Origin of the sequence: Shewanella scandinavica (genome assembly GCF_031932065.1) — a bacterium.
Classification (GTDB): Bacteria; Pseudomonadota; Gammaproteobacteria; order Enterobacterales; family Shewanellaceae; genus Shewanella; species Shewanella baltica.
In genome coordinates, this window is sequence record NZ_JAUOES010000001.1 from 141,255 (window position 1) to 166,657 (window position 25,403).

At 46.6% G+C, this 25,403-nt stretch carries 22 protein-coding genes; 11 read left to right on the top strand and 11 right to left on the bottom strand.

Going from position 1 to position 25,403, the window contains the following annotated elements; all coding sequences use genetic code 11:
- Window positions 1-73 precede the first annotated feature (73 nt).
- The 4 genes from rlmM to Q4Q50_RS00625 form a co-directional block, all read right to left on the bottom strand.
- Window positions 74-1,159 (bottom strand): 23S rRNA (cytidine(2498)-2'-O)-methyltransferase RlmM, encoded by a 1,086-nt coding sequence (gene rlmM, locus Q4Q50_RS00610; RefSeq protein WP_311897896.1) that lies wholly within the window; start codon window positions 1,157-1,159, stop codon window positions 74-76.
- A gap of 178 nt (window positions 1,160-1,337) precedes the next feature.
- Complete coding sequence (locus tag Q4Q50_RS00615; RefSeq protein ID WP_006080891.1) at window positions 1,338-1,730, bottom strand: DUF423 domain-containing protein; 393 nt, start codon at window positions 1,728-1,730, stop codon at window positions 1,338-1,340.
- A 58-nt stretch (window positions 1,731-1,788) separates the two neighbouring features.
- On the bottom strand, window positions 1,789-2,433 hold the full coding sequence (locus tag Q4Q50_RS00620) for an alpha/beta family hydrolase (RefSeq protein ID WP_311897897.1): 645 nt from the start codon (window positions 2,431-2,433) through the stop codon (window positions 1,789-1,791).
- Window positions 2,414-3,325 (bottom strand): transcriptional regulator GcvA, encoded by a 912-nt coding sequence (locus Q4Q50_RS00625; protein ID WP_006080889.1) that lies wholly within the window; start codon window positions 3,323-3,325, stop codon window positions 2,414-2,416. Before Q4Q50_RS00625 ends, Q4Q50_RS00620 begins: the two co-directional genes overlap by 20 nt.
- A 211-nt stretch (window positions 3,326-3,536) precedes the next feature.
- Between Q4Q50_RS00625 and Q4Q50_RS00630 the strand changes: the two genes are divergently transcribed.
- A complete protein-coding gene (locus Q4Q50_RS00630) occupies window positions 3,537-3,779 on the top strand; it encodes a hypothetical protein (protein ID WP_006080888.1) in 243 nt (80 codons plus the stop codon).
- A gap of 131 nt (window positions 3,780-3,910) precedes the next feature.
- Here Q4Q50_RS00630 and thiI read toward each other — a convergent pair whose 3' ends face one another.
- The 3 genes from thiI to pomA all read right to left on the bottom strand — a co-directional run bounded on the left by thiI (window position 3,911) and on the right by pomA (window position 7,227).
- Window positions 3,911-5,365: a tRNA uracil 4-sulfurtransferase ThiI gene (gene thiI, locus Q4Q50_RS00635; protein ID WP_006080887.1), complete on the bottom strand. Its 1,455-nt coding sequence runs from the start codon at window positions 5,363-5,365 to the stop codon at window positions 3,911-3,913.
- A gap of 158 nt (window positions 5,366-5,523) precedes the next feature.
- Window positions 5,524-6,456 (bottom strand): flagellar motor protein MotB, encoded by a 933-nt coding sequence (locus Q4Q50_RS00640; RefSeq protein WP_106651134.1) that lies wholly within the window; start codon window positions 6,454-6,456, stop codon window positions 5,524-5,526.
- Window positions 6,457-6,459: 3 nt separating this feature from the next.
- Window positions 6,460-7,227 carry a flagellar motor protein PomA gene (gene pomA, locus Q4Q50_RS00645; protein ID WP_006085155.1) on the bottom strand — a complete coding sequence of 256 codons (768 nt, stop codon included), beginning with the start codon at window positions 7,225-7,227 and terminating at the stop codon, window positions 6,460-6,462.
- 314 nt (window positions 7,228-7,541) lie between these two features.
- On the opposite strand from pomA, the gene xseB reads away from it, so the two are divergent.
- The 3 genes from xseB to dxs are packed head-to-tail and all read left to right on the top strand — an operon-like array spanning window position 7,542 to window position 10,555.
- Window positions 7,542-7,781, top strand: coding sequence for an exodeoxyribonuclease VII small subunit (gene xseB / locus Q4Q50_RS00650; protein WP_006080884.1), 240 nt, complete (start codon window positions 7,542-7,544; stop codon window positions 7,779-7,781).
- Between the two features lie 2 nt (window positions 7,782-7,783).
- On the top strand, window positions 7,784-8,665 hold the full coding sequence (gene ispA, locus Q4Q50_RS00655; RefSeq protein ID WP_106651136.1) for a (2E,6E)-farnesyl diphosphate synthase: 882 nt from the start codon (window positions 7,784-7,786) through the stop codon (window positions 8,663-8,665).
- 21 nt (window positions 8,666-8,686) lie between these two features.
- Entirely contained in the window at window positions 8,687-10,555 is a 1,869-nt protein-coding gene (gene dxs / locus Q4Q50_RS00660) for a 1-deoxy-D-xylulose-5-phosphate synthase (RefSeq protein ID WP_300477891.1), read from the top strand.
- A gap of 151 nt (window positions 10,556-10,706) precedes the next feature.
- Here the strand turns inward: dxs and grpE are convergent, their stop codons facing one another.
- A complete protein-coding gene (grpE, locus tag Q4Q50_RS00665) occupies window positions 10,707-11,327 on the bottom strand; it encodes a nucleotide exchange factor GrpE (protein ID WP_028760692.1) in 621 nt (206 codons plus the stop codon).
- A 100-nt stretch (window positions 11,328-11,427) separates the two neighbouring features.
- On the opposite strand from grpE, the gene nadK reads away from it, so the two are divergent.
- The 7 genes from nadK (at window position 11,428) to Q4Q50_RS00700 (ending at window position 22,210) form a co-directional block, all read left to right on the top strand.
- The gene (nadK, locus tag Q4Q50_RS00670; protein ID WP_106651138.1) at window positions 11,428-12,306 is read left to right on the top strand and encodes an NAD(+) kinase; all 879 of its coding nucleotides are present in this window, start codon (window positions 11,428-11,430) and stop codon (window positions 12,304-12,306) included.
- 828 nt (window positions 12,307-13,134) lie between these two features.
- Entirely contained in the window at window positions 13,135-14,778 is a 1,644-nt protein-coding gene (locus Q4Q50_RS00675) for an L-lactate permease (RefSeq protein WP_311897899.1), read from the top strand.
- Window positions 14,779-14,854: 76 nt separating this feature from the next.
- Window positions 14,855-17,659, top strand: a complete 2,805-nt coding sequence (locus Q4Q50_RS00680) for an FAD-binding and (Fe-S)-binding domain-containing protein (RefSeq protein WP_311897901.1) — start codon at window positions 14,855-14,857, stop codon at window positions 17,657-17,659.
- Between the two features lie 301 nt (window positions 17,660-17,960).
- Window positions 17,961-18,704: a (Fe-S)-binding protein gene (locus Q4Q50_RS00685; RefSeq protein ID WP_006085148.1), complete on the top strand. Its 744-nt coding sequence runs from the start codon at window positions 17,961-17,963 to the stop codon at window positions 18,702-18,704.
- Window positions 18,705-18,714: 10 nt separating this feature from the next.
- Entirely contained in the window at window positions 18,715-20,112 is a 1,398-nt protein-coding gene (locus tag Q4Q50_RS00690) for a lactate utilization protein B (protein WP_006085147.1), read from the top strand.
- Window position 20,113: 1 nt separating this feature from the next.
- Window positions 20,114-20,683, top strand: coding sequence for a LutC/YkgG family protein (locus Q4Q50_RS00695; RefSeq protein WP_311897903.1), 570 nt, complete (start codon window positions 20,114-20,116; stop codon window positions 20,681-20,683).
- 348 nt (window positions 20,684-21,031) lie between these two features.
- Window positions 21,032-22,210, top strand: a complete 1,179-nt coding sequence (locus Q4Q50_RS00700; protein ID WP_311897904.1) for an AAA family ATPase — start codon at window positions 21,032-21,034, stop codon at window positions 22,208-22,210.
- A gap of 282 nt (window positions 22,211-22,492) precedes the next feature.
- On the opposite strand, the gene Q4Q50_RS00705 is transcribed toward Q4Q50_RS00700, so the two are convergent.
- The 3 genes from Q4Q50_RS00705 to bdpA form a co-directional block, all read right to left on the bottom strand.
- A complete protein-coding gene (locus Q4Q50_RS00705; RefSeq protein WP_071939135.1) occupies window positions 22,493-23,002 on the bottom strand; it encodes a hypothetical protein in 510 nt (169 codons plus the stop codon).
- A gap of 87 nt (window positions 23,003-23,089) precedes the next feature.
- Window positions 23,090-23,455 carry a glyoxalase superfamily protein gene (locus Q4Q50_RS00710; protein ID WP_006085142.1) on the bottom strand — a complete coding sequence of 122 codons (366 nt, stop codon included), beginning with the start codon at window positions 23,453-23,455 and terminating at the stop codon, window positions 23,090-23,092.
- 210 nt (window positions 23,456-23,665) lie between these two features.
- Window positions 23,666-25,177, bottom strand: a complete 1,512-nt coding sequence (gene bdpA / locus Q4Q50_RS00715; protein ID WP_006085141.1) for a BAR domain-like protein A BdpA — start codon at window positions 25,175-25,177, stop codon at window positions 23,666-23,668.
- Window positions 25,178-25,403 lie beyond the last annotated feature (226 nt).

Sequence of the window (25,403 nt, forward strand, 5' to 3'; positions counted from 1 at the left end):
ATTACCGTATTAGCGTACCTAAGTAACGTACGCGAGTAACGACGGCAATATCACTGCAGAGTTATCGCAGGAATTAATTCCACGCGGTATTAGGACGCAGCCATAAATGCACTGTCACTTCATCACGATCGTGATAAAGATGCTTACACTGCACTTTAAAATCGGTCACGCCATTCTCTTTAAGAATGGTCTGCATGGTCTCAAGAATGGCAGTGACTTCTTTATAGCGGCTCTTCATCGGTAATTTAAGGTTGAAAATCGCTTCCTTAAACCAACCGTTAATCGCCCAAGCTTCAATCAGTTCGGCAACGCGCGCTGGTTTTTCAACCATGTCGCACACTAGCCAATAGATATTTTTGCGCTGTGGTTCGAAACGGAAACCGTCTTCACGGTAATGTTTCACTTGGCCCGTTTCCATGAGTTTCTCATCCATGGGACCATTATCGACAGCCGAGACAAACATGCCGCGACGCACCAGTTGATAAGTCCAGCCACCTGGGCAAGCGCCCAAATCCACTGAGTTCATACCACTGCGAATACGCTCTTCTTGCTCTTCCTTAGGCACGAATTGGCCAAAGGCTTCATCGAGTTTCAGGCTAGAACGACTCGGAGCATCCGCCGCCATTTTCAGACGTGGAATACCCATAAAGTGTGGCGAGCTGTTATTGCTGTAGGAATAACCCACATAGGCACGGCCGGGTCCGATAAAACACACGTGGATAATCGGACGTTTTGGATTTTCCTGCGCGAGCAAACTGCCAGATTTTTTCAAATGCTGGCGTAAAGGCACAGTGAACTTACGGCAAAAAGCCGATAGCTCTTTCGCTTCGTTAGTGTCTGGCGTTTCAACCCGCACTTCACCCGCTTTGCTGACGTCACTGAGTGCCGCCAAGATTGGGCTTATTCTGTCATTTTCAGGCAAGTCGACTAATAAGTCGCTGGCAGCAAACATCTGGCGAGCGAAAATGAGCGAATCTAAAGGCAGTTGTTTCACTAACGTATCTGCGGCGTCATCTTCAAAACATTGGTACACGACATAGGCGTCGTTATTGTTGGCCTTAACAAAGCCACCCACATTGAGCTCACCGGCTCGCTGTTGGATTTCTGCAGCGCATTCTTTTTCAAAGCCTGCGCGGCAAAATAAAAATAGGTTTTTCATGGGGATCCCTGAGAAATCCAAGCCAAAGCATTGGCTGACTATCAATTTGGGCGTCAGTATACCAATTTCAATCCACAAATGCCCTATTTGCCTACAGCGGAACCTTGAATTACGATTGGAGAAATAAAAAAGGCTTAGGTGCGCCCTAAGCCTGTTTACTCACACTTAACGTTCGAGATTAAGACTCGTGACCGTCAATGACTTTATGGCGCCATACCGCGGCAGCAAATAATAACCAGCCGAGTAAGAAACACCCACCGCCCATCGGCGTGACAGGGCCAAGCCACTTAGTGCCGAACAATGCCAGTCCGTATAACGAGCCAGAAAACAACACTATGCCTGCAATAAACAAATACGCCGACCAATCCAATAAACGTGAGGTTAACCATTGGCCCGAAAAGGCAACCATGATTAAGGCGAAGGTATGGTAGAAATGGTATTGCACCCCAAGATTAAACACGTCAATCAAATCCGGTGGTGCGACTGCTTTTAAACCATGGGCACCAAAAGCCCCTAAGGCGACGGCTAAAAATCCGCTCACGGCGGCGAGTAACAATAGACCTTTACGCATTTAACTCTCCTGCTGGAATGGGCTTAACTCATTCAACATTCATTCGCTCAACATTAAGCTAACCAATAAAATCGCTAGATAAATCAATGGCACGTGCAAGGTTAGCCGCTTCAGTGGTGCCTGACGACTTTCTTGGGACAAAACTATGATCACCGTCGGTTATCCAAGCCAATCCTATCTCTGCCTTCAAGGGCCAATTTGGGATCTGCTCTTTGCCACCAAACTTATCCCGCTCGCCCTGTACGACTAATACTGGGACTTGGCATTCATTCAAAGGTTCCAATCTAGGCTCGCCGCCTTTAAGTGGCACAAAGGGGTAACCTAAACAAATGACTCTATCGATGCGCGCCGCTAATGCGGGATCGCAGGCTAATAACGCTGCCATACGTCCGCCCATTGATTTGCCCATCAGTACGACACGCTCGACCTTAGGTTGTGAATAGGCGGTATCGAGCATCTGTGTAAAACACGCGAGCAATTTAGGCGTGCGGTCCGGTGGACGCCGTTTGCCATCGACGGCATTGGCCTGCATATAGGGAAAATTAAAGCGCATCACTTGGTAGCCCTTAGCCACAAGCCCCGCCGACATGGCCTGCATAAACTCAGAGTCCATGTTAGCGCCCGCGCCGTGGGCCAATAAAATCATTGTGCTCGCAGGCTCACCCTCAAATACAAAACTTGGCTTATCCGGGCAACAACTCACTACGCGACTCCTCAGCAAACATATCTAACATCCATTCGCGAAACGCGACGACCTTACCAAGTTCAGCGTGATTCTGCTGGCAAACCAAGTAGTAAGCATCTTTACTGACCAAGACTTCTTGGAATGGGCACACGAGACGCCCCGCTTTTATATCGGGACGCGCCAGTACGCTGTAACCTAAAGCCACGCCTTGACCATGGGCCGCCGCCTGCAATACCAAGGACGAATGACTGAAAATGGGGCCTTGGTTCACATTAATATCGTTAATCCCACATTGTCTAAACCACGCCTGCCAATCGTGACGATTCATATCATGTAATAGTGTGTGATATTTTAAATCGCTCGGTTTTGACAGCGGCTTAGGACCATTGAGTAACATGGGCGAACACACAGGAATGAGCACTTCGTTTCTGAGCTTATCGGCGCGCAGACCAGGCCAATTGCCTAGACCATAATAAATCGCGACATCCACATCATCGGTTAATGAGCTCGCTTCGGTATCGACGGCTTTAATACGCACGTCGATATCGGGATTTTTCTCACTGAACTTTGCCAAACGCGGCACTAACCATTGAATTGCAAAACTGGGCGACATACTGACCGTCAGAGAACCAATCGCACTGCGGGCGAGTAATCGGTCGGTAGCATCGGCGAGTTGAATAAAGATGTCTTTGATGTCGAGGAAGTAGCTCTGTCCTTCTTCGGTTAAAAGCAAAGAACGGTTCTTTCGGCGAAATAATTTTAATCCGAGGAAATCTTCTAATGCCTTTATTTGATGGCTCACCGCAGCCTGCGTAACAAACAATTCTTCTGCTGCGCGCGTAAAGCTCAAATGCCGCGCGGCTGCCTCAAATGCTTTAACCGCATTAAGCGGTGGTAATCGTCTGGACATAGTGATCTCAGTCTCATTTTTTAATTAGTTTTTCTAATCCGTATTGTTACATTTAATCGTTTGTAAAGGCCAGTGATTTTGGTTAAATTTTGCGCCATTGAAACAGCGGTATCCACGAAACACTTATATCTATGAAACACCCTAGTTGGACAATCTCAAAGTTGGTGATGGGAATGTCTGACAGCTTTAATTTGTCAGCCCGGAGGCGACTATGTTTAATTTAAAATCAGCGTTTGCGTTAGCGATAATTTCAGCACTCAGCTTAAATGCCAGTGCTAATGTACTCGTTGACGAAATCGTCATCGATACTAGCGACTTACAAGCTAGTATCACTGCAGACTTAACTGCTGCAATGAATAAAATGCACCAAGAAGTGCTGCAAGAAGCCACGCTATTGATTGCCGCAGATGATGTCGCATCAAATCAGCAAGTCGTTAAGCCTAACAGCTTATAAGACAACACCAATTTAGGTTTTCACCTCGAAGACCAAAAGAAAAAGCCGCATTGATATGCGGCTTTTTTGTATTCAATCTCTATGGGCACTTCCCACTGACAAGACATGTCAGTGGGCAAGTTTGCATGGATTTATGGGCGATACACTTTGACGTTAGTGTAGCCTTGCTCGATTAAATACAATGCCTGCAATTTACTCATCACCCCACGCTCACAATACAGCAAATAGGTTTTTTGCTTATCGAGATCGGCAAATTGAGTCGCTAACTTGAAGAATGGGATACGTTTAATCTCGATGCCTTCAATTTGCAACGGTTTGCTTTCCTCTTCTTCAGGGGCGCGAATATCAATGACCACTTGGTTGGTATCAATACTGGCGACCGTTTCAGTCTCAGTAATCCGAGTATCCATTTGTTCTGCGATCTCCCTGATATCAATAGTGACAGACTGGGCAATGATTTGATCGATCAAATCTTCAGAGAACTTCTTCTCTTCCGCTTCAACTTTCGCTAATACCGCTTTAACCGTTGGCTTTTGCGAAATCACGCCACAATATTCAGGCATAGACTTGGCAAAATCTTCGGTGCCGATTTTACGGCTCTCGTTGATAATGTCTTGTTTATCCATGGCGATCAGCGGACGTAAAATCAACAGCTCAGTACAGCGGTCAATCACGTTTAAGTTGGTCAGCGTTTGGCTCGATACTTGGCCTAAACTTTCACCGGTTACTAAGGCTTGAATGCCCATACGGTCGGCAATACGCGCCGCAGTGCGCATCATCATACGCTTGAGCACAACGCCCATTTGGCCATTATCGATACGCTCTAAAATCTCAGCGACCACAGGCTCAAAAGGCACAGAGATAAACTTAACCTTGTGGGATTCGCCGTAGGTTTTCCACAAATGGTAAGCCACTTGTTTTACGCCAATTTCATGCTGCGCGCCGCCCAGATTAAAGAAGCAATAATGGGTACGCGCCCCCTTTTTGATAAATTGATAGCTAGACACACCAGAGTCAAAACCACCAGAAATCAAGGACAACACATCTTCCTGTGTCGCCATAGGGAAACCGCCTAAGCCTTCAATGCGCTTAGTGACCATGTAAAGATTATCGCGTTCAATTTCAAGGTTAACGGTAATATCGGGATTCTTTAAACGCACACCTAAAGCATCGGTAAACTGATTTAAACCGCCGCCGACGTAACGCTCCACTTCGATAGAATTAAAATCGTGATCGCCAGTGCGCTTCACTCGCACGCAAAAGGTTTTACCCGCAAGTTGGTCACGGTAAACAGGCAAGACTTGCTGATAAATATCGTCCACAGATTCAAAGCTGTACTCATCCACTTGCACTACGTGAGCAATGCCAGGAATACACGCCAAACGCTCACCGAAGGCTTGGGCCAATTCTGGCTTATCCTTTGGTACCATCACCATAATGCGGTCCCACTGACGTTGAACTTTAGCGTCTTCGTCGACTTTTTTGAGCACATTACGTATGTTGGTTTCGAGCATTTTGGTGAAGCGCATGCGTACAGGCTTGCTCTTCATCATGATTTCTGGGTACAGCTTTACAATAAACTTCATGGGATTTCCGCGGGCAATTTTAAAACAGCAAAATTGGTTAAAAGAATAATCGGAGGATTATATACCCAAGCGACCTAAAAAGGGAAAAGTCTGCATTAGTCCAATAAAAAAAGCCGCAACAGAATTGCGGCTTTAGATACAGCGCGTATTGAGCCTATCTAAGGCGAATTGCCAACCTGAATTTCATCAGATTCCTTGGCTTTACCTTGCTCAATGGCAATTTCCACCCTGCGGTTACGGGCACGATTCTCCGGTGAATCATTTGGCACTATCGGATTGTTAGACGCCATGCCAACCACTTTCATCCTTTTAGAATCAAAGCCTTTAACTTGTACTAACTCGTGGGCCACAGCCACAGCACGTTTACTGGATAAATCCCAGTTAGAGCTATAAAGCTCATCGCTGATTTGCATATCATCCGTGTAACCCGATACCGTAATAATCCCTGGCACATCTTTTAGCAGTTCGCCAACAGAGCGCACCACAGGTTTAAATCGAGGCTGAAGGAAGCCAGAACCAGAGGCAAATGAGCCCTTCTCACGGATACGGATAATAATCTGCTGACCTAAGGACTCAATTTCTATCGCACCATCGGTGATTTCTTTATTGAGTTCCTGCGCCATCTTCTTCACTTCTTGATTGATCTTATCCTGCGCCGCTGCCGCTTCGGCCTTAACCGCATCAGCCACTTCCTGCGCTGTTGCAGTGGCTTCGCCGCCACGCTGGGAACCACTTTGCTGCTGCACGCCGCCCGCACTGTCGTCTTCACCCGCTTGGTAATCCAATACAGGTTCCGTCATTTCATTGGTTTGTTGGTTGATTATTTCAATCGGGGTGGGATCGGGACGTCCTGGTCTAAATTCTAAGGCAATCACTGACGTCCCCTTCGGGATATCTTTGACTTCCACCTTATTTTGCACACCAAAGGCATACTTCATTGAGCCCGCGATCTGCTTAAACTTCATTACGTCCATTTCGGAAAATGACAATAACAACACGAAGAAACACATCAACAGCGACATCAAGTCAGCAAAGGTCGCCAACCACATCGGTGCTCCGGCCGGTGGACAGTTGCACTTAGCCTTAGCCATGGGCTACTCTCCGTCCGTTGTATCTATTTTGCGATTTTTCTCAGCCAGATAATTTTTCAAGAAGCCTTCAATCACCCGAGGGTTTTGTCCGTCTTGAATCGCCAATACCGCATCCATAATCAAGTTACGGTTCAGCATTTCTTCACCCATCCTAAGCGTTAACTTATCCGCGATAGGAAGACAAACCATGTTGGCGACCATAGCGCCGTATAAGGTGGTTAACAAGGCCACCGCCATTGAAGGGCCGATGGATTTAGGATCTGACATGTTTGACAGCATGGCCACAAGACCCACCAGCGTACCTATCATGCCCATTGCAGGACCTACGTCACCGAAGGCTCTAAAAATGCCGATCCCAGTACGATGGCGCTCTTCGGTCAGGGCGATATCCTTCTCTAAGGCAGCGCGCACCACTTCACCATCGTGACCATCAACGAGCATGTCGACGGCTTTTTGCATAAAGCTGTTGGTAATTTGCGCTTCTTCTAAAGCTAAAAAACCGCCTTTACGGGCGGCATCAGCCATAGTCACGGACTGTTCAATCAAATCTTCTGGCTTATCAATCTTAAAAATAAACGCTTTGGCGGCGATTTTTACCGCACTAAAAAACTGTTTAAGATTGAACTTCATCATCACCACGAAGAAGGACCCACCGAAAACAATAAGAATCGAGGGTACATCAACGAAAATCATTAAACCGCCGCTGGTGGCCATTGCCCCGAGGATAAAACCAAAGGCACCCACAATTCCAATTACTGTTGCTAAATCCACAACGGCTCCTCAATTTTCGTAATAAACGACATAATACTTACCCTAGGTAAGCAATAACACTCAGTTGTTCCACTGAATAAGATAATCCCACCGACACACATGCGAGCCTTGTCTATCAAGTTAAAAATTACCATACAAATGATGATACTATTGTCAGTTATCGGACACACACTAAGCAAGTTTAGCGACAATTTATATTTTCTGAAAAAATTTCAGTAACAAAGCGTGCTATTGAGCAAATATCTTTAGTCTGAATTTGACCCTAAAGCCGCCCTGATATACCTTGTGTCCGCTAAATCAAAGGAAGCATAAACGTGGCGAAGAAACCCGAAAATCTCAGTTTTGAAGAATCCCTTGGCGAACTTGAGCGCATTGTTGCCGATCTAGAACAAGGCGATATCTCCCTCGATGACGCGTTAAAACAATTTGAACGTGGCATCAATCTGGTTCGAAATAGCCAAGCAAAACTCGAACAAGCCCAACAAAAAGTGGCCATTTTACTGAAACAAGATGAAAATGCGCCCCTATCCCCCTATGCCGTTGAGGGCGAATAAGCGTGTTAGTCAGTGCCATTCAAGAATATCAACAACGGGTTGATAATCAATTAAAACAGCGTTTTAGTACGCTTGAAGATACCGCTCCCCAATTAAAAGCCGCCATGACTTACGGCGCATTATTGGGTGGCAAACGCATTCGACCTTTCCTCGTATACAGTGTCGGACGCATGTTTGGGGTCGAGCTCGAAAAATTAGATGCCTGCGCCGCAGCCATTGAATGTATCCATGCTTATTCATTGATCCACGATGATTTACCCGCCATGGATGATGATGAGCTGCGCCGTGGTCAGCCCACTGTGCATATCGCCTTTGATGAAGCGACCGCCATTTTAGCGGGGGATGCACTGCAGACCTTAGCCTTTGAAATTGTCACCGAAGCGGTAGCTGGGATCAGCAGCGAGCAACATATCGCTATGGTCAGAGTACTAGCAAAAGCCTCAGGTTATCGTGGCATGTGTGGCGGCCAAGCGATAGACTTAGCCTCAACCGATAAACATATTGATCTTAAAGCATTAACTCAGCTACATAATATGAAAACTGGCGCCCTTATCAGTTGCGCCGTTGAGTTAGCATTAATCGCCGCAAACGCGCCAAAAGATCAGTATGCTGCTATGATGGATTTTGCCCGTGCGGTCGGACTCGCCTTCCAAGTACAAGACGATATCCTTGACATAGTAGCCACCACCGAAGAACTCGGTAAGCCGCAAGGCTCTGATACTGAATCGAATAAGAGTACGTTTCCACAACTACTTGGACTACAAGGTGCACAAGACACCGCCAAACAACTGATCCAAGAGGCACTATCAGCGCTGGCTAAATTGCCATACAATAGCCAGTTAATTGCAGACTTCGCCCGCTATATCATTGAGCGAAGAATATAATAAGAGTCGAAGTATCTCGCTATGAGTTTGGACATTTCTCAGTTTCCCGTGTTGGCGCAGGCCAACACCCCCAATGAACTCCGCCAGCTTCCTCAGGCACTTTTACCACAAGTAGCCGACGAACTGCGCGAGTTCCTTCTTAAGTCTGTTGGCATGTCCAGCGGACATTTTGCCTCTGGGCTCGGCACAGTGGAACTCACTGTTGCGTTGCACTATGTCTACAACACCCCTTTTGATCGGCTGATTTGGGATGTGGGCCATCAGGCTTATCCCCACAAAATTCTCACGGGTCGTCGTGACAAGATGCACACCATTAGGCAAAAAGATGGCTTGCATCCTTTCCCATGGCGTGAAGAAAGTGAATACGACACTTTCAGCGTTGGGCATTCAGGCACGTCTATCAGCGCCGCGCTGGCGATGGCGATTGCCGCAGAGAAAGAGCAAGCGGGTCGTAAAGTCGTTGCCGTGATCGGCGATGGCGCCATGACAGGCGGCATGGTGTTTGAAGCCATGAACCACGCTGGCGACTTGCACAATGACATGCTCGTGGTATTGAACGACAACGAAATGTCGATCTCTGAAAATGTCGGCGCCCTCAATAACCATTTAGCCCAACTGATGTCAGGCCGTTTCTACACTACGCTGCGCGAAGGCGGCAAGAAAGTATTGAAAGGCATGCCCGTTATCAAAGAAATGGCCAAACGCACTGAGGAACACCTCAAGGGCATGGTCGTTCCTGGCACGCTATTTGAGGAGTTAGGTTTCAACTATATCGGTCCTATCGACGGCCACGATGTTGATGCTCTGGTCGAGACCATGCGTAATATGCGCAATCTGAAAGGTCCACAGGTGCTGCACATCATGACGAAGAAAGGTCGTGGTTATGAACCTGCTGAAAAAGATCCTATCGGTTGGCATGCCGTACCTAAGTTTGATCCGTCGCTGTTTAAAAAGCCGGCCACCAAACCCGGTTTGCCGACCTTTTCTCAAGTCTTTGGTAAATGGTTATGCGACATAGCCGAGCAAGATGAGAAAGTGTTAGCGATTACGCCTGCGATGCGCGAAGGCTCGGGCATGGTGGAGTTTTCCCAGCGTTTCCCGAAACAATATTTCGATGCGGCGATTGCCGAGCAGCATGCAGTGACTTTAGCCGCAGGTTTTGCCTGTGAAGGCTTTAAGCCTGTGGTGGCGATTTACTCGACCTTCCTGCAACGCGCCTACGATCAACTTATTCATGATGTGGCGCTACAGCAATTACCGGTATTGTTCGCTATCGATCGCGGCGGTATTGTCGGTGCCGATGGTCCAACTCACCAAGGTGCATTCGATTTAAGCTTTATGCGTTGCATCCCCAACATGGTGATCATGGCGCCGTCGGACGAAAATGAATGTCGTCAAATGCTCTACACTGGCTATTGCTATGATGCGGGTCCAAGTGCAGTGCGTTATCCAAGGGGCAGCGCCACGGGAGCGATGCAAGTCGAAGCGATGACGGCATTACCGATTGGTAAAGGCGTGATCAAACGTGTGGGCAAACGCATTGCCATTCTCAACTTTGGCACCTTGTTAGCCTCGGCGTTAACCGCTGCCGAAAGCTTAGATGCAACGGTTGTCGATATGCGCTTTGTAAAACCGCTCGATGTTGATTTAGTCAAAGAGATGGCGCAAACCCACGAAGTGCTCGTCACTGTGGAGGAAAATGCCATCATGGGCGGCGCAGGTACTGGCGTACTTGAACAGCTTCAAAAGCTGCGAATGCCCAAGGACGTGCTTCAGATTGGTTTGCCTGATGAATTTATCAAACATGGCTCACCCGAGGAAGTTACCCATGACTTGCAACTGGATGCCGAAGGCATACTTGCGCAAATCAATGCTTATCTAGCGCAATAAGTGATTCAATAGATGGCGTAAGAGCGAGAACTCGGTCAAGTACTGCTGACCGATTCTGTTTGCCGATTCAGATTTCGCCCATAAAAAAAGGACTGCAATTGCAGTCCTTTTTTGTTGCTGTCTGTTAGAACAGCGGCTGTTCCAATAAAGCTTAAGCTTCGATATCTATCGTTGCACTTTCTTGGTTAGGGCCACCCTGTGACACCATTACCATAGCAGGGCGCAGCAAGCGACTGTTCAGCTCATAACCCTTTTGCATCACCAACATCACAGTGTTCGCAGGGAACTCGGCACTTGGCTGCATACCAATAGCTTGATGTTGATCAGGGTTAAATGACTGACCTTGTGGATCAATCTGCTTAACACCAAATTTAGCCACCGCAGTGAGTAAGCTTTTTTGAGTTAACTCAACACCTTGATAAATCGCTTTCGTCGCTTCATCTTCAGGGTTAGTCCCCATCAATGCGCGCTCCATGTTATCAAGTACTGGCAAAAGTTCATTGGCGAACTTTTCCAAGGCAAACTTGTTCGCCTTTTCCACATCCATTGCAGCACGACGACGAATATTGTCGACTTCGGCTGCGGCGCGGATAACTGAATCCTTCTGCTCTTCAACTTTCGCCAAAGCTTCAGCGAGTAACTGTTCCAGCTCTTCAATACGGAAATTGGCCTGGGTAAGCTCATCGATCAGACTTGCTTCTGCGGTAGATACTTCAGACTCTACACCCTCTTGGATCAGATCCTGTTCTGCTTTAATCGATTCGTTGCTCATTTTCACTCCAGCTAAAAATGCTTTGTTTCTGAAATACTCTGGGCATATTATGGGGATCAATTTTGACGTTTCAAGGCCTAAGGCCAGATCTAGCATAAATATGACCACAAAGTTTCATACTATCGGCCTTATCGGCAAACCTCATCACCAAGGGACCAACCAAACCTTAAAACGTCTGCATCATTGGCTGACAATGCAAGGCTTTGAAGTCTTAGTGGAAGAGCGTGTTGCTACCGAACTAGGGCCCAATATCGAGGCGGTCGATTTGCTAGAAATTGGCGCGCGCTGCGACTTAGCCATAGTCGTCGGTGGTGACGGTAACATGCTTGGCGCAGCTAGGGTATTAGCCCGCTTCGATTTAGGCGTGATTGGCGTTAACCGCGGCAATTTAGGCTTCTTAACCGACCTGCCGCCCGATGCCTTTGAAGAAGCGCTCGCTAAGGTACTCGACGGTGAGTTCGATACCGAGCACAGATTCTTACTCGAAGCCGAAGTCTATCGCCACGGTATGCTCAAGGCGAGCAATACCGCCGTCAACGAAGCCGTACTCCATCCGGGTAAAATTGCCCACATGATTGAGTTTGAGGTCTATATTGACGATCAGTTCATGTACAGCCAGCGTGCCGACGGCATGATAGTGTCAACGCCTACCGGTTCAACGGCTTATGCCCTCTCCGCTGGCGGCGCTATCCTGACGCCTAATTTACAGGCCCTGATCTTAGTGCCTATGTTCCCGCACACTTTGTCGTGTCGCCCGATTGTCGTCGATGCCTGCAGCACGATAAAAATGGTTGTGTCACCCGAAAATGGCGAAAACCTCGAAGTCAGCTGTGATGGCCATGTGCATTTAGCCGTGTTACCGGGCGATGAAATCATAGTGCGCCGCAGCTCTGAACGTTTACGGCTTATTCATCCTAAAGGTCACAATTATTTCCACGTGCTGCGAACAAAATTAGGCTGGGGCAGCAAGTTGTTTTAAGCCAGCGCTTATTTGTCCTATTTCCCATAATGGGTCCTATTTCTATAACTTACCCAATTACCCTATTAAAGAGACGTATTCCGTCTCTTTTTTATTTTGTAAATATTCCCATAAAAATGGCGACTAAAGACGAGAAGTTCTCTTTGAGTTCGTAGAAAGAGAAGTATCCCGCTGTTCAAAAAACTGAAAGTGACTTAAATAACGGTTATTTAATTTCAAATTAAAGTAAATTTAATTAAGTGACTTACATCACAATAAAATTTCGACTTTAAAAAAGGTGATCTGCATCACTATAAAAAAAACATCAGCTAACCATAAATTTAATCAATAAAAATAATTACTTGATAAACTTCAGTACAATTTTTCTAATTCAACGGCGTCGCCTTACGTGATCTTAATCACACCTTAAAAATGTCTTAAAAAAACATTAAGAGTCTATTAATGAAATAAATGGATCAGTTAATTGCAATAATGACGATAAATATGAGTGATAGCTCTACTTTTAATAACCAGAAAAACAACAAACTCAATTTTATATAACCAAAGTAGATATACATCCAAGAGTCTAAGTGATCATTGTCACATATAAGAAAATCCCCTGAGAGAAGCACCCCGCAGCACTGTAAATTAGCATTTCATATAGCAGCCAAGATGATCTAGATCATATTAGTCAAGCCCACAATAGCGTCTAGTACACAACACAGAATGTCGAGACCGTAAGTACTTGCAGTATTAACTGCTGATTTATTGGTCTGGGAAGTCGACATGAAGGCAGATGAAAAATCCTAATATCAATAATAAGACAGACCACTTTATGAAGAGGCAAGCATGACAATACTTCAACTCCTCGCCAGCTTGACGCCAGTGCTCAGCGTAATGCTATTTTTAGTGTTACTCAGAATGCCTGCATCAAAGGCTATGCCCATATCCATGGTAGTCACTGCGCTCGCCGCTGTGTTTATTTGGCAAATGGATACCACATTACTGGCGGCATCGGTCCTCGAGGGACTGCTATCAGCCATCACTCCATTAACCATCATCTTCGGTGCGGTATTTCTGCTCAATACCCTGAAATACTCAGGTGCAATGGACACTATCCGCGCTGGCTTTACTAACATCAGTGCCGATGCCCGGGTGCAAGTGATCATCATTTGTTGGTTATTTGGCGCCTTTATCGAAGGCAGTGCAGGCTTTGGTACACCCGCCGCGATTGGCGCACCGCTGCTTGTACTGCTGGGCGTACCACCGGTTGCCGCTGCGGTTGTTGCTTTGATTGCCGACTCAGCCTGCGTATCATTTGGAGCGATAGGCTTACCAGTGCTCTTTGGGATGGAACAGGGTCTGATCCAAGGTGGCGTAAGCATGGCTGCGGAGCAATTTGCGGCACATGGCGGTAACTATGCTGGTTACGCGCAATATATCGTCATGCATATGATCACTATCGACTTAATCACAGGTTCATTAATCCCGCTGGTCATGGTGACTATGCTGACCGGATTCTTTGGTCGTAATAAATCCTTTAAGGAAGGCTTAGCGATTTGGAAATTTGCGATTTTTGCAGGCCTTTCGTTTACTGTCCCCGCATGGATCATCAACTACCTCGCAGGCCCTGAATTCCCAGCGGTTATCGGTGCATTAATCGGTATGGCACTGGTGATCCCTGTTGCGCGCAAAGGTTATTTGCTTCCTAAAACCCCTTGGAATGATTTTGCCGAAAATGACAGTCAAGAGGGAGTCAAGGTTGAAGCCACAGCCAAATTCTCACAAATAGCCGCTTGGACGCCCTATATCATCATGGCTGCGCTGTTAGTGTTATCTCGTACAGTTATGCCGCTTAAAGCCTGGTTATCAAGCTTCAATATCAGCTGGACAGGTTTAATGGGCACCGAACTTAAGGCCAGCTTCGCGACGCTATACGCCCCAGGCGCCTTCTTCGTCGCCGTGTGTATTCTCGGTTTCTTCCTGTTCAAAATGAAAAGTCCTGCGATTAAGCAAACGGTCGGTGTGTCATGTAAGTCCATGTTACCCACCATTATTTCATTAGGTGCTTCGGTGCCTATGGTGAAAATCTTCTTAAACTCAGGTGCTAATGGTGCAGGTCTTGCCTCTATGCCAGTTGCCCTAGCCGATATGCTGGGCCAGTCAATGGGGGCGGTTTGGGCATGGGTGGCGCCTATAGTAGGGATTTTTGGTGCCTTCTTATCAGGTTCAGCCACTTTCTCGAACATGATGTTCTCCAGTCTGCAATACAGTGTGGCTGACAATGTTGGCATGAATCACACATTGGTTTTGGCACTACAAGGTATAGGTGCGAACGCCGGTAACATGATGTGCGTAATGAACGTAGTAGCCGCTGCCACTGTGGTGGGTATGGCGGGTAGAGAATCAGAAATTATCCGTAAGACTATGCCAGTTGCCATCGGTTATGCCCTATTGGCAGGAACCATTGCAACCCTATGGGGTGGTTTCTAATTCATTGATTTAATTGAGCAGTCGAAGTCACTACCTATGACTTCGACTTCTGTCAGTTTACAAAGAGAGCAATGCAATGTCGATTAACTACAAATTGGTCATCGATGATCTAAGAGTGCAATTAGGCGACCACCCTGTCACGGATGATCCCGTCCGTCGTTTTGCTTGGTCCACCGATGCGAGTTACTTCAGAATCGTCCCAGAAGTCGTAGTCCATGCCGAGACCCTAGAGCAAGTTAAACAGACCTTAGCGGTAGCCAGGAAGCATAATGCGCCCGTGACTTTTAGAGCAGCAGGCACCAGTTTATCGGGCCAAGCTATCGGTGAGGGCATACTGCTCATTCTTGGTCATGATGGTTTTAGAAAGATTGAAGTCAGTAGCGATGCCAAACAAATTACCTTAGGTGCCGCTGTCATTGGTTCCGATGCCAATGCCGTATTGGCGCCACTTAACCGCAAAATTGGCCCCGATCCTGCGACCATTGCCTCGGCTAAGATTGGCGGTATTGTTGCCAATAATGCTTCAGGTATGTGCTGCGGCACTGCCCAAAACAGTTACCAAACGATCGCCTCTGCAAAGCTGCTTTTTGTCGATGGTACAGAGCTAGATACTGGCTGTGAGAAATCAAAGGCTGAATTTGCTAAAACCCACGGCAAACTACTCGATGCGATTAAAGAACTGTCACATATGACTCGCCATAATGCGGTATTGGCGGACCGTATTCGTAAAAAATATTCGATCAAGAATACCACTGGCTATGGTATCAACTCGTTACTCGATTTTACCGATCCCTTCGACATCATTAATCATTTAATGGTGGGTATGGAAGGTACTTTAGCCTTCATTAACGAAGTCACCTACAACACAGTCAATGAGGCTAAATTTAAAGCCTCGGCCATGGCCGTATTCCACAATATGGAAGATGCCGCCCGCGCGATTCCATTGATCAACGGTGAGAGCGTTGCAGCGGCTGAGCTCCTAGACTGGCCATCTATCAAAGCGGTAACGGGTAAGCCTGGTATGCCGGACTGGTTATCGGAATTGCCCGCATTATCCGCTATTTTGCTTATCGAATCCCGTGCCGATGACGCGCAAACCCTCGAGGCTTATACCCAAGATGTCACCGCGAAACTCGCCGGCTTTGACTTTATTCGCCCAATGGAATTTAGTACTAACCCAGCAGTTTGTGACAAGTATTGGGCAATGCGTAAAGGCTTATTCCCCATTGTGGGTGGCGAGCGGCCAAAGGGCACCTCGGTCATTATCGAAGACGTAGCCTTCGAACTCGAGCATCTAGCGGCAGCAGCACACGATATTACTGAGCTTTTCCATAAACATGGTTACCCTGAAGGCTGTATCTATGGCCATGCCCTAGCGGGTAACTTCCACTTTATTATTACGCCGACTTTCTCTACCCAAGCCGATATCGACCGCTTCCATGCCTTTATGAACGATATTGCCGATATGGTGATTAATAAGTACGACGGTTCAATGAAAGCCGAGCATGGCACTGGCCGTGCTGTGGCGCCGTTTGTCGAAAAAGAATGGGGGCAAGATGCCTACACCCTGATGAAAAGTATCAAGCAAGTGTTTGATCCTAATGGTATCTTAAACCCAGGTGTTATCCTCAACGATGATAGCAATGTCCACGTTAAAAACATCAAGCCCTGCCCTGTGGTCGATGATTTTGTCGATAAGTGCATCGAATGTGGTTTCTGCGAAAAAACCTGTCCAACATCGGCGCTGAACTTCTCGCCGCGCCAGCGTATCGCCACTTTGCGTGAAATCGAACGCTTAGAGCAATCCGGTGATAAAGCCGCCGCAGCCGAAATGCGCGCCGCCGCTAAGTACGATGTGGTTGATACCTGCGCCGCCTGTCAGCTTTGTACTATTGCCTGCCCGGTTGACAACAGCATGGGCCAATTGGTGCGTAAGTTGCGCACGCCATACATCACGACCACTGAGCAAAAAGTCTTAGATTTCCAAGCCAAACATTTTGGCGCGGTCAACCAAGTGATCAGCTCAGGTTTTGACATGCTCGGGGTTATCCATAAAATCACTGGCGATGGCATCACCAATGCGCTAATGAAAACCGGCCGTTTGATTTCAAAAGAAGTGCCCTATTGGAATCCGGATTTCCCCAAAGGCGGCAAACTGCCAAACCCCTCCCCTGCAAAAGTGGGCCAAGAAACTGTGGTCTACTTCCCTGCTTGTGGCGGCAGAACCTTTGGCCCAACGCCAAAAGATCCCGATAACCGCACTCTGCCCGAAGTCGTCGTCACCCTGCTGGAACGCGCAGGTTATAACGTGATTACCCCTGAAAAGACCCGCGATTTGTGCTGTGGTCAAATGTGGGAGTCTAAGGGCGACTTTAAAAATGCCGATGCCAAACGCCAGGAGCTTATCGATGCGGTGAGCAAAATGACCAACGGCGGCAAGTTGCCTGTGGTCGTCGATGCACTGTCTTGTACCTATCGCACCCTCACGGGTAACCCCAAAGTACAAATTATCGACTTAGTTGAGTTTATGCACGACAACTTGCTAACTAAGCTCAACATCAGCAAAAAAGTCAATTTAGCACTGCACTTAGGTTGTAGCGCCCGCAAGATGAAACTTGAGCCTAAGATGCAGGCGATTGCCGATGCGTGCTCAGCCCAAGTGCTTAAACCTGCGGGAATTGACTGCTGTGGTTACGCGGGTGAAAAAGGCTTGTATAAACCAGAAATCAACGCCAGTGCACTGCGTAATATCAAAAAGCTCATTCCTGTCGAGATTAAGGAAGGCTATTACGCCAACCGTATGTGTGAGGTCGGTTTGACTCAACACAGTGGCATTTCCTATCGCCATTTGGCTTATCTACTCGAAGAGTGCAGCCGCTAAAACACTGACTAAACGGGGCTCAAAGTAGCCCCGTTTTTCTTTAGAATACAACTATTCTCATTTATCGGCCGACACGCTTCAACTTGTAGCTAAATTACAAAATCAAACCATAATAAAGCAATTAAAATCATAAACTTAAAATATTCTCATTTTTGCAAAAATCTACAAGCTCATTTACTAAATTAGGGCTACTTATTTACTTTAGATAGGCCTATATTTGATCAACTACCTTAGCATTTGTGTGGACTTTGGGGGCACAATGCAAGGCAATGTCGTTCACTAACAAGAAAGAGAAAACACAATGAAAATCGCCCTTTTCATCCCGTGTCTAGTCAATCAAATGATGCCAGAGGTTGCTATTGCCACCTTGGAATTATTAGAGAAACTTGGGCACCAAGTGATTCTACCCGCGGGTCAAACATGTTGTGGCCAGCCGATGACAAACTCGGGTTGCTTCGATGCAGCGCGCAGTACCACCCTTAAATTGCTCAACGCCTTTAAGGGAGTGGAATGCGACGCTATTGTTTGCCCAGCCGCCTCTTGCTTAGTGGCCGCCAAAGAAAACTTCCACGAGTTTGATAGCAGCCCTGAAGCGCAAGCTGTGATCAACAAGCTCTATGAACTGACAGAATTTTTGCACGATATCGCGCCGATCCCCGCCTTTACCAAGCCCTTCGCGCACAAGGTAAGCCTGCAACTGAGTTGCCATGGTATTCGCATGTTAAGCCTTGCGACACCAAGCGAGCAGATGGGGCCAAGATTTAACAAAGTCGAAGCCGTGCTCGCCAATATTGCGGGTATAGACATAGTCTATCCCGACCGTCGTGACGAATGCTGTGGCTTTGGCGGTACGTTCGCCGTCGATGAGGGCGCAGTGTCAGCCAAAATGGGCAAAGACAAGGCCCAAGCCCACGCGGCAACGGGTGCAGAGTATGTCGTAGGTTTTGATCCTTCATGCCTGTTGCACCTCGATGGCATGATCCGCAGACAGCAATTGCCGATTGAAATTCGCCACATAGCGCAAGTGCTGAACGCCGCGCTTTAGGAGACTCACCATGGCTTACAATCATAATCACGATGCTAGTCAAGGCTCACAGGTCCATGCCCATAAAGCCGATATTTTCTGCCGCGACGAAACCCGTGTCGACTGGCATTCAAAAGCGCTGTGGATGCTCAGAGAAAAACGCGACCGCGCCGCGGGTAGTATCCCAGAGTGGGAACAGCTGCGTCAGTTAGGCTCAGAAATTAAGCTCCATACGCTCACAAATCTTGCCCAATACCTCGAAACCTTTGAGCAAAACTGTATCGCCAACGGCATACAAGTCCATTGGGCAAAAGATGGCGCCGAACATAATCGTATCGTGCATGACATTTTATCGCGCCATAATGTCAAAAAATTAGTGAAGTCTAAGTCAATGCTGACCGAGGAATGTCACCTCAATCCGTACTTAGAACAACGTGGTATTGAAGTCATAGATACTGACTTGGGCGAGCGGATTATTCAGCTCGCCAAAATGCCGCCATCACACATAGTGGTGCCCGCTATTCACATGAAAAAAGAAGAAGTTGGCGACCTCTTCCATGAGAAACTCGGCACTAAAGCAGGGGCAGCCGATCCCTTGTATTTAACCCGTGCCGCCCGCGCACATTTACGAGAAAAATTCCTTACTGCCGATGCAGCGATGACAGGCGTGAACATGGCGATTGCTGACAAAGGCGCCGTGGTGGTTTGTACCAACGAAGGCAACGCCGACATGGGGGCTAACTTGCCTAAACTGCAGTTGCATTCAATGGGGATCGACAAAGTGGTGCCCGATGTGGACAGTGCCGCCGTTTTGCTGCGTACCTTAGCACGTAACGCTACGGGTCAACCTGTTACGACTTATAGCGCCTTTTACCGTGGTCCACAGCCTGCTGGCGAGATGCATATTATTATTGTCGACAATGGTCGCACTGAGATGCTTAAGGATAAAATCCTTGCAGAATCATTGAAGTGTATCCGTTGTGGTGGTTGCCTCAATACCTGCCCTGTGTATCGTCGCTCCGGCGGTTACAGCTACAACTACACCATTCCAGGCCCCATTGGTATCGCAGTAGGCGCTAAGATTGATGACACTAACTCGATTGCCTGGGCCTGTACCTTGTGTGGCAGCTGTACCTATGTCTGCCCAACAAAAGTGCCGCTCGATAAGATTATTTTCCACCACAGACGCCTTAAAGCCGAAGCCGGAAAACTCCCTTATGGCAAAAATAGTTATATGCCATTAGTGGGTAAATTTATGGCAAGTGAAACCATGCTGAATTGCTCTATGAGTGTGGCGAGAACCGCGCTGCGCATTCTACCGGGCAGTCTGTTAAAACCCTTTAGCGGTGCATGGGGTAAATACCGTGAGCTGCCCGTCGCCCCGAACTCCAGCTTCGAAGCTTGGTTTAAGAAACACAGGAGCCTATAAGATGTCTAGTAAACTTGAAATTCTCAATGCGCTCAAACTGTCGGCCTTAACCAATCATCCTATGCCAAGCATAGATGTGACGCCAAGAGTCGAAAATCTCGTCGGCCAGTTCGAGACCAACCTCAATACGGTCGCGGGTACGTTGCATAAAGATGGTGGCGTCCAAGCCCTACAAGCCAAAGTCGATGAACTCATCGCCCAAGGGTTGCAGGTGATCTCTTTAGTTGATGGCGTGACGGCAAACCGCGAAGTTCCACCCACCGCCCATGAGCTAAGAGACATAGATTATGCGGTAATTCCAGGTGAAATTGGCGTTGCCGAAAACGGCGCCATCTGGGTGAACAATAAGAATCTAGGCCACAGAGTGACACCTTTTATCTGCGAAAACCTGATCTTAGCCCTACCAACCGATAAAATTGTGCCGAACATGCATCAAGCGGCAAAAGAAATCACGCTAGCCTCAGGTGAGTTCGGGGTGTTTATCGCGGGTCCCTCAAAAACCGCCGATATCGAACAAGCCCTCGTCGTCGGTGCTCACGGCGCCTGCAGCTTGAACGTATATTTGCTGTAATACCTCAAGATTTAATGTAACCAAGAAAACACAAAGGTTACGGGACAATCGAAACACGAAAGCCGACCTTTATTGGCGGCTTTCTTATTTAAACGTTAGCATCAGATGGCGAACGGGCTGTTAAACACGGATGCTGTGCAAGTCAATCAGTGGATGCAAGACCGCGCCGTCCTGCTCTTTGATAAGCGCCGCAGCCAAAGCAATAGCTAGTGATAAGTAAGGGATCTTTATCAAGTCGCTTTAACCAAGTGCGATAGCGCAATACTGAGGATGCCTTGCGAGTATCCTCTACGCGGCTGGTCGTATTCTCGACTATATCTATTTGGCATTTATAGTAAAGGTGAGTAAATGAACGAGGTATTACTACAAATAAAGGCGCTCACCAATGGCGATCTTTTGTTGACGGCTGTCATTGTTGGAGTATTAACATTTACGTTAATTGGGCTAGTAGGCTACATGCTAAAAGATGTCCCCGCGAAACTGTTAAGTTGGCTCAGTTGCCTACTGTTTTTGCGGCTCACTATCGACGATAGCCATCAGGCGCGCACAGAGGTATTCAATAAACTGTCCTTTTTGATCAGTAATACTACTATTCCGTTTTTTTCACGCTCTATCTCTGAGGCTGTGTACTTTGACTATAGTGCGAGTTACGACGGGCGTGTCAGTGTTAAGTCTATTGGCTACGGTATGCACCTGTTTAAATACGCTGGTTGTTTCATGTTGGCTAGCCGTACTAAGGTCGATAGTACTATGGCATACGATTCGATTACTGTAAGTGCACCCTGGTGGGCAAAAGATAAACTACATCGTTTTTTAGAAGACACTCGTGGGGACATCTCTACTGAGCCAAAAGTGAATATCTTCGAGGAAACCGAATGGTGTCGCTACGGCACATTGAAATCATCGGGTTTTAGTGAATTGGTGCTAGATCAAGGGTTTAAGCAGGAGTTGATGAGGGAAGTTGATAACTTCGCCAGTCGGGGAAAATCGGTTGTCAGTAAGCTAACCATACTGCTACATGGAAAAACGGGCACGGGTAAGACGGGCATAGCGAGGGCCTTAGCGGTTGAGTATCATCGCGATCTATACATATTGAATCTATCGACTGTCAATGATGCCACTATTCATAAGGCGATTAGAAAGGTAGCGCCCGGAGCTATGTTGTTAATAGAGGACTGTGATTGTGTAAAGGCTACGGTATCACGTACAGCTGAAAGCAATGTAGACAACCCACCACTCACTTTAGGTGGCGTACTAAACGCGTTAGACGGCGTCATTCCTCTTGATGACTGCCTTGTCATAATGACTACAAATCATCTTGATCATCTTGACCCTGCGTTGATACGTAAAGGTCGTGTAGATGTCAGTATTGAAGTACCACTTATCAGTGCAAAACAAGTTAATGAAGACTACTTTGAACGTTTTGGCGCAGTGCTTAATAGAACTGAGCCATTGTTAGGTTGTGAAGTCTATGAACTCCATCGTAGAGCGAACTTAAGATATGGTAGTGTCCATAATTCTGTGTGATTTCAGCAAAAATCTGACCATCCATTTTAGATCAACAACATAATGCACTTTTGGTTTGTCTACAACTTGTACGAGCAAAAATTGCTTAAATTAGAGTCATTAAAAGTTGAAGGGCTAAAGTTGATGCATAAAGATGAGCTAACTCATTAAAAAATTGATGTATTTAAGACATGCCCACCCAATAAAACAAATGGGCAGTGATTGATTTGGATAAGCAAGGTTACAGTGAGTTGCAGGACATGACATCCCATTTTTAAGCTAGGCCAGTCAATAATTGATTTTTTACTTTTTATAAGGGAACGACCAAGTGTTCTTGGGCGTTTTTATATTTGGATTAACCAATCGCAATGCATCGTATAGTTCGCTTCGCTTATATGGATAGTTGGGACTCAATAAAACTGATGAACCATTATTCATTTTCACTGAAATGAGGCTAGCGTTTGCGCCTATATCTGTACTGTGTTCAATTTCAATAATGTCTTGCGGATTGACGCTGAACGTCCATTCTTTAAAAGTAGGATGAAATGAGCTCAACTCAGAATTTGTAAGCTTGATATAAAATTTTGCCGGATGAGTAAGTAACCATGCTGCTAGCAACAATAGTACAAGCTCTGACCCAACAACAATATATTTTATATAAAACAAGAATTCGTCATAAAAAGGCTCATTTTTTGAAATCAACATCCAAATAAGCCAAAGGATAAGCGGCAAAAATAGCATATTGAAAACGAGCACTTTGGCTTGTTGTTTACGGCTTCTTTCGTAATAGAAAAATGTGCGTTCGATATGCATACATTTAACGCCCAGATTTAGCACGAAAAGCTGCGCGGCGGGTTGACGTTGCAGCCGGCACTTTTTGCTGGCGACAACATTTGTTTGTTATGTATCCGATGATTCATTAAACAATATCTTATTTGAAAATGGATCTGTCACAGTGAAACACCTCGCCCCCCAAGTTGCCTCTTCAATGCTTGGCTTATTATATTTGTATGGCATTGCAGTAATTTGTGTAAAAAGTTTATCTAGGTTGCTGACATTAACGAAAACCTTACTGCCAGGCGTGCAGTCACCGGAATGTTCACTTAGGTGTAGAACAAAATCGCCAAGCGACACTTGCATATAAATAGGGTAACCCTCTTCAAAACGATGTTCCCAATCTAACTCCATGCCAAGAAAACCAAGATAAAACTCTTTGGCTTTATCTTCATCAAAAATCCGCATAATTGGGATAGCCTGAAACTCCATGTCAACAACTCCATCACTGATAAAACCAAACAACTAACTATTCTAGATCGACAACATAATGCACTTTAGGATTACCCACAACACGCTCAGATTAAAATGGCTTATTAAACGAGCGCTTTGGCAAAATGAGGATATAAAAAATGGCAGCGAAAAAGATTTGCGCTGCCATTTCGATGAAAAAGGCTCAGTCGATGTTTTCACAACAATCCGTTACATAAAGGCTTTAGTGAACGCTTCCTTCGACTGGCGAATATAGTTACGAGCACTTTGGGCGTGTTGCTCCCATACGGCGCGATCGCTTGGGTCGGTGAAGGGGTTTTGTTCAGTGGCAATTGAGCGCTCAAATTTGTCGTAGAAGGTTAGCATGGCCGAGGTGATCTGGTTAAAACGCTCCTTAAACTCTTGAAATTCATCAATCTTCTCAGTGGTTTTAATCATGTACTGCACCAGTTCAGCATTGCTATTCGAAGCTAGTAAGGCTTCTGCTTTAGCGCTGATATTGGCACTCGCCTCAGTAATCACAAGTGCTCGAGTCTGCTCGTCTTTACTCATCACTCGGCTGTAGTTTTCAGGCGTGCGAGCAATGCCTGCATGCTGTAAATAGCCGCGTAGATGCTTATCGAGATCCTTACGGAACGTATCTAAGTTCTTCTGCATGCTAACTAAGTCATTATCTAGTGCCGTGACTTGTTGCAGCTCTTTTTCGATTTCAGACATAAAGCGTTCGGCCTGCTGATAAATTTTCAGACCATTTTCTTCGGCAAACTTTTTATCGCTACGGCTCAAGTCGCTGTTGTCATAGTTGGAGCGATCGAAGGTCGCGGCCAAGAATGATTTAAAAGGTTCGGCAAAGGCGGAATAAGCACCGGCACTGACCACATTTAAGGTCGCGGTGGCTAAATCGCCAAAGGGTTTCACCATAGAACCCAAGCGTGCCTGCTGGATAGGTGATGCCACACGTTTAGTGTCGGATAGCACCGACCTAAAGGTGTTATATCCCATAGGGTTAGACATCTTGTTGCGCTCAGAGGTCGCCAACACAAAGGTGATACTGGAATAGATGGCATTCGAGTATTCTAGGTATTGTCTTTGGCTCTCAAGCTGGGCGGCGTAATTTTTACCTAAGGTGCGGAACGACTCAGACTGCACTTCGTAGTTCTTGTCAGCTTTAAGCTTATCTAAGATGCCACCGATAATTTTCTGCTCATTTTTTTGCAGGGCCATATCGAGGCGAATTTTATCTAAGCTCAAATCATCCAGACTGATGGGGCCATTAATGGACTCAATGTCGAGGCGAATATACTGGCGGCTCGGATCGTCGATAGAGACTCTGTGTGCTAAATACTCGTTCGCACCCGGAGTGATATCGATTAAGGCAACATGCTGCCACTGGGCATCGAGTTTTAATACTGGTGAGGTTAATACATTGATTCGATACTGGGTTTGAGTATTTTGGGTTTTAACCCAAAACTCCAATAGACCCGCTTCAGAAATGGGGTACTTGCTGACTATGCTGCTATTACCTTCGGCACATAACAGCGCACTTTCACCACTGTGGGGTTCTGCGCCTTCAAATTGACAACCCATGATCCACGACCAAGGTTGAGATAAACGATTGCCTTCAAAGTCGCTGGCAAACACTAACTCATTCTCTTTGGCACTGGCATTAACAGTGGTTAACACGCCAAGCAACAGCATAGAAATGACTGCAGTGGTGCGCATAAGGGCCTCATAAAACATAAGTTACTAAAATCAACGAGCGAGTCATTCGGCTCAATACCCAGTTATATCGACGATCAACTGACCCGAGTTTCAAAGCGAATCTAGCCGGTTTTCTGAGGGTTATGACCTCGAAAAAACCGCCCGCTTGACGGCGTCATTTTTGATAGCAGATTAAACCAGCGAAATGTATCAGAGGCCATCATCCCACGCTAGCCCTAAGTCATGT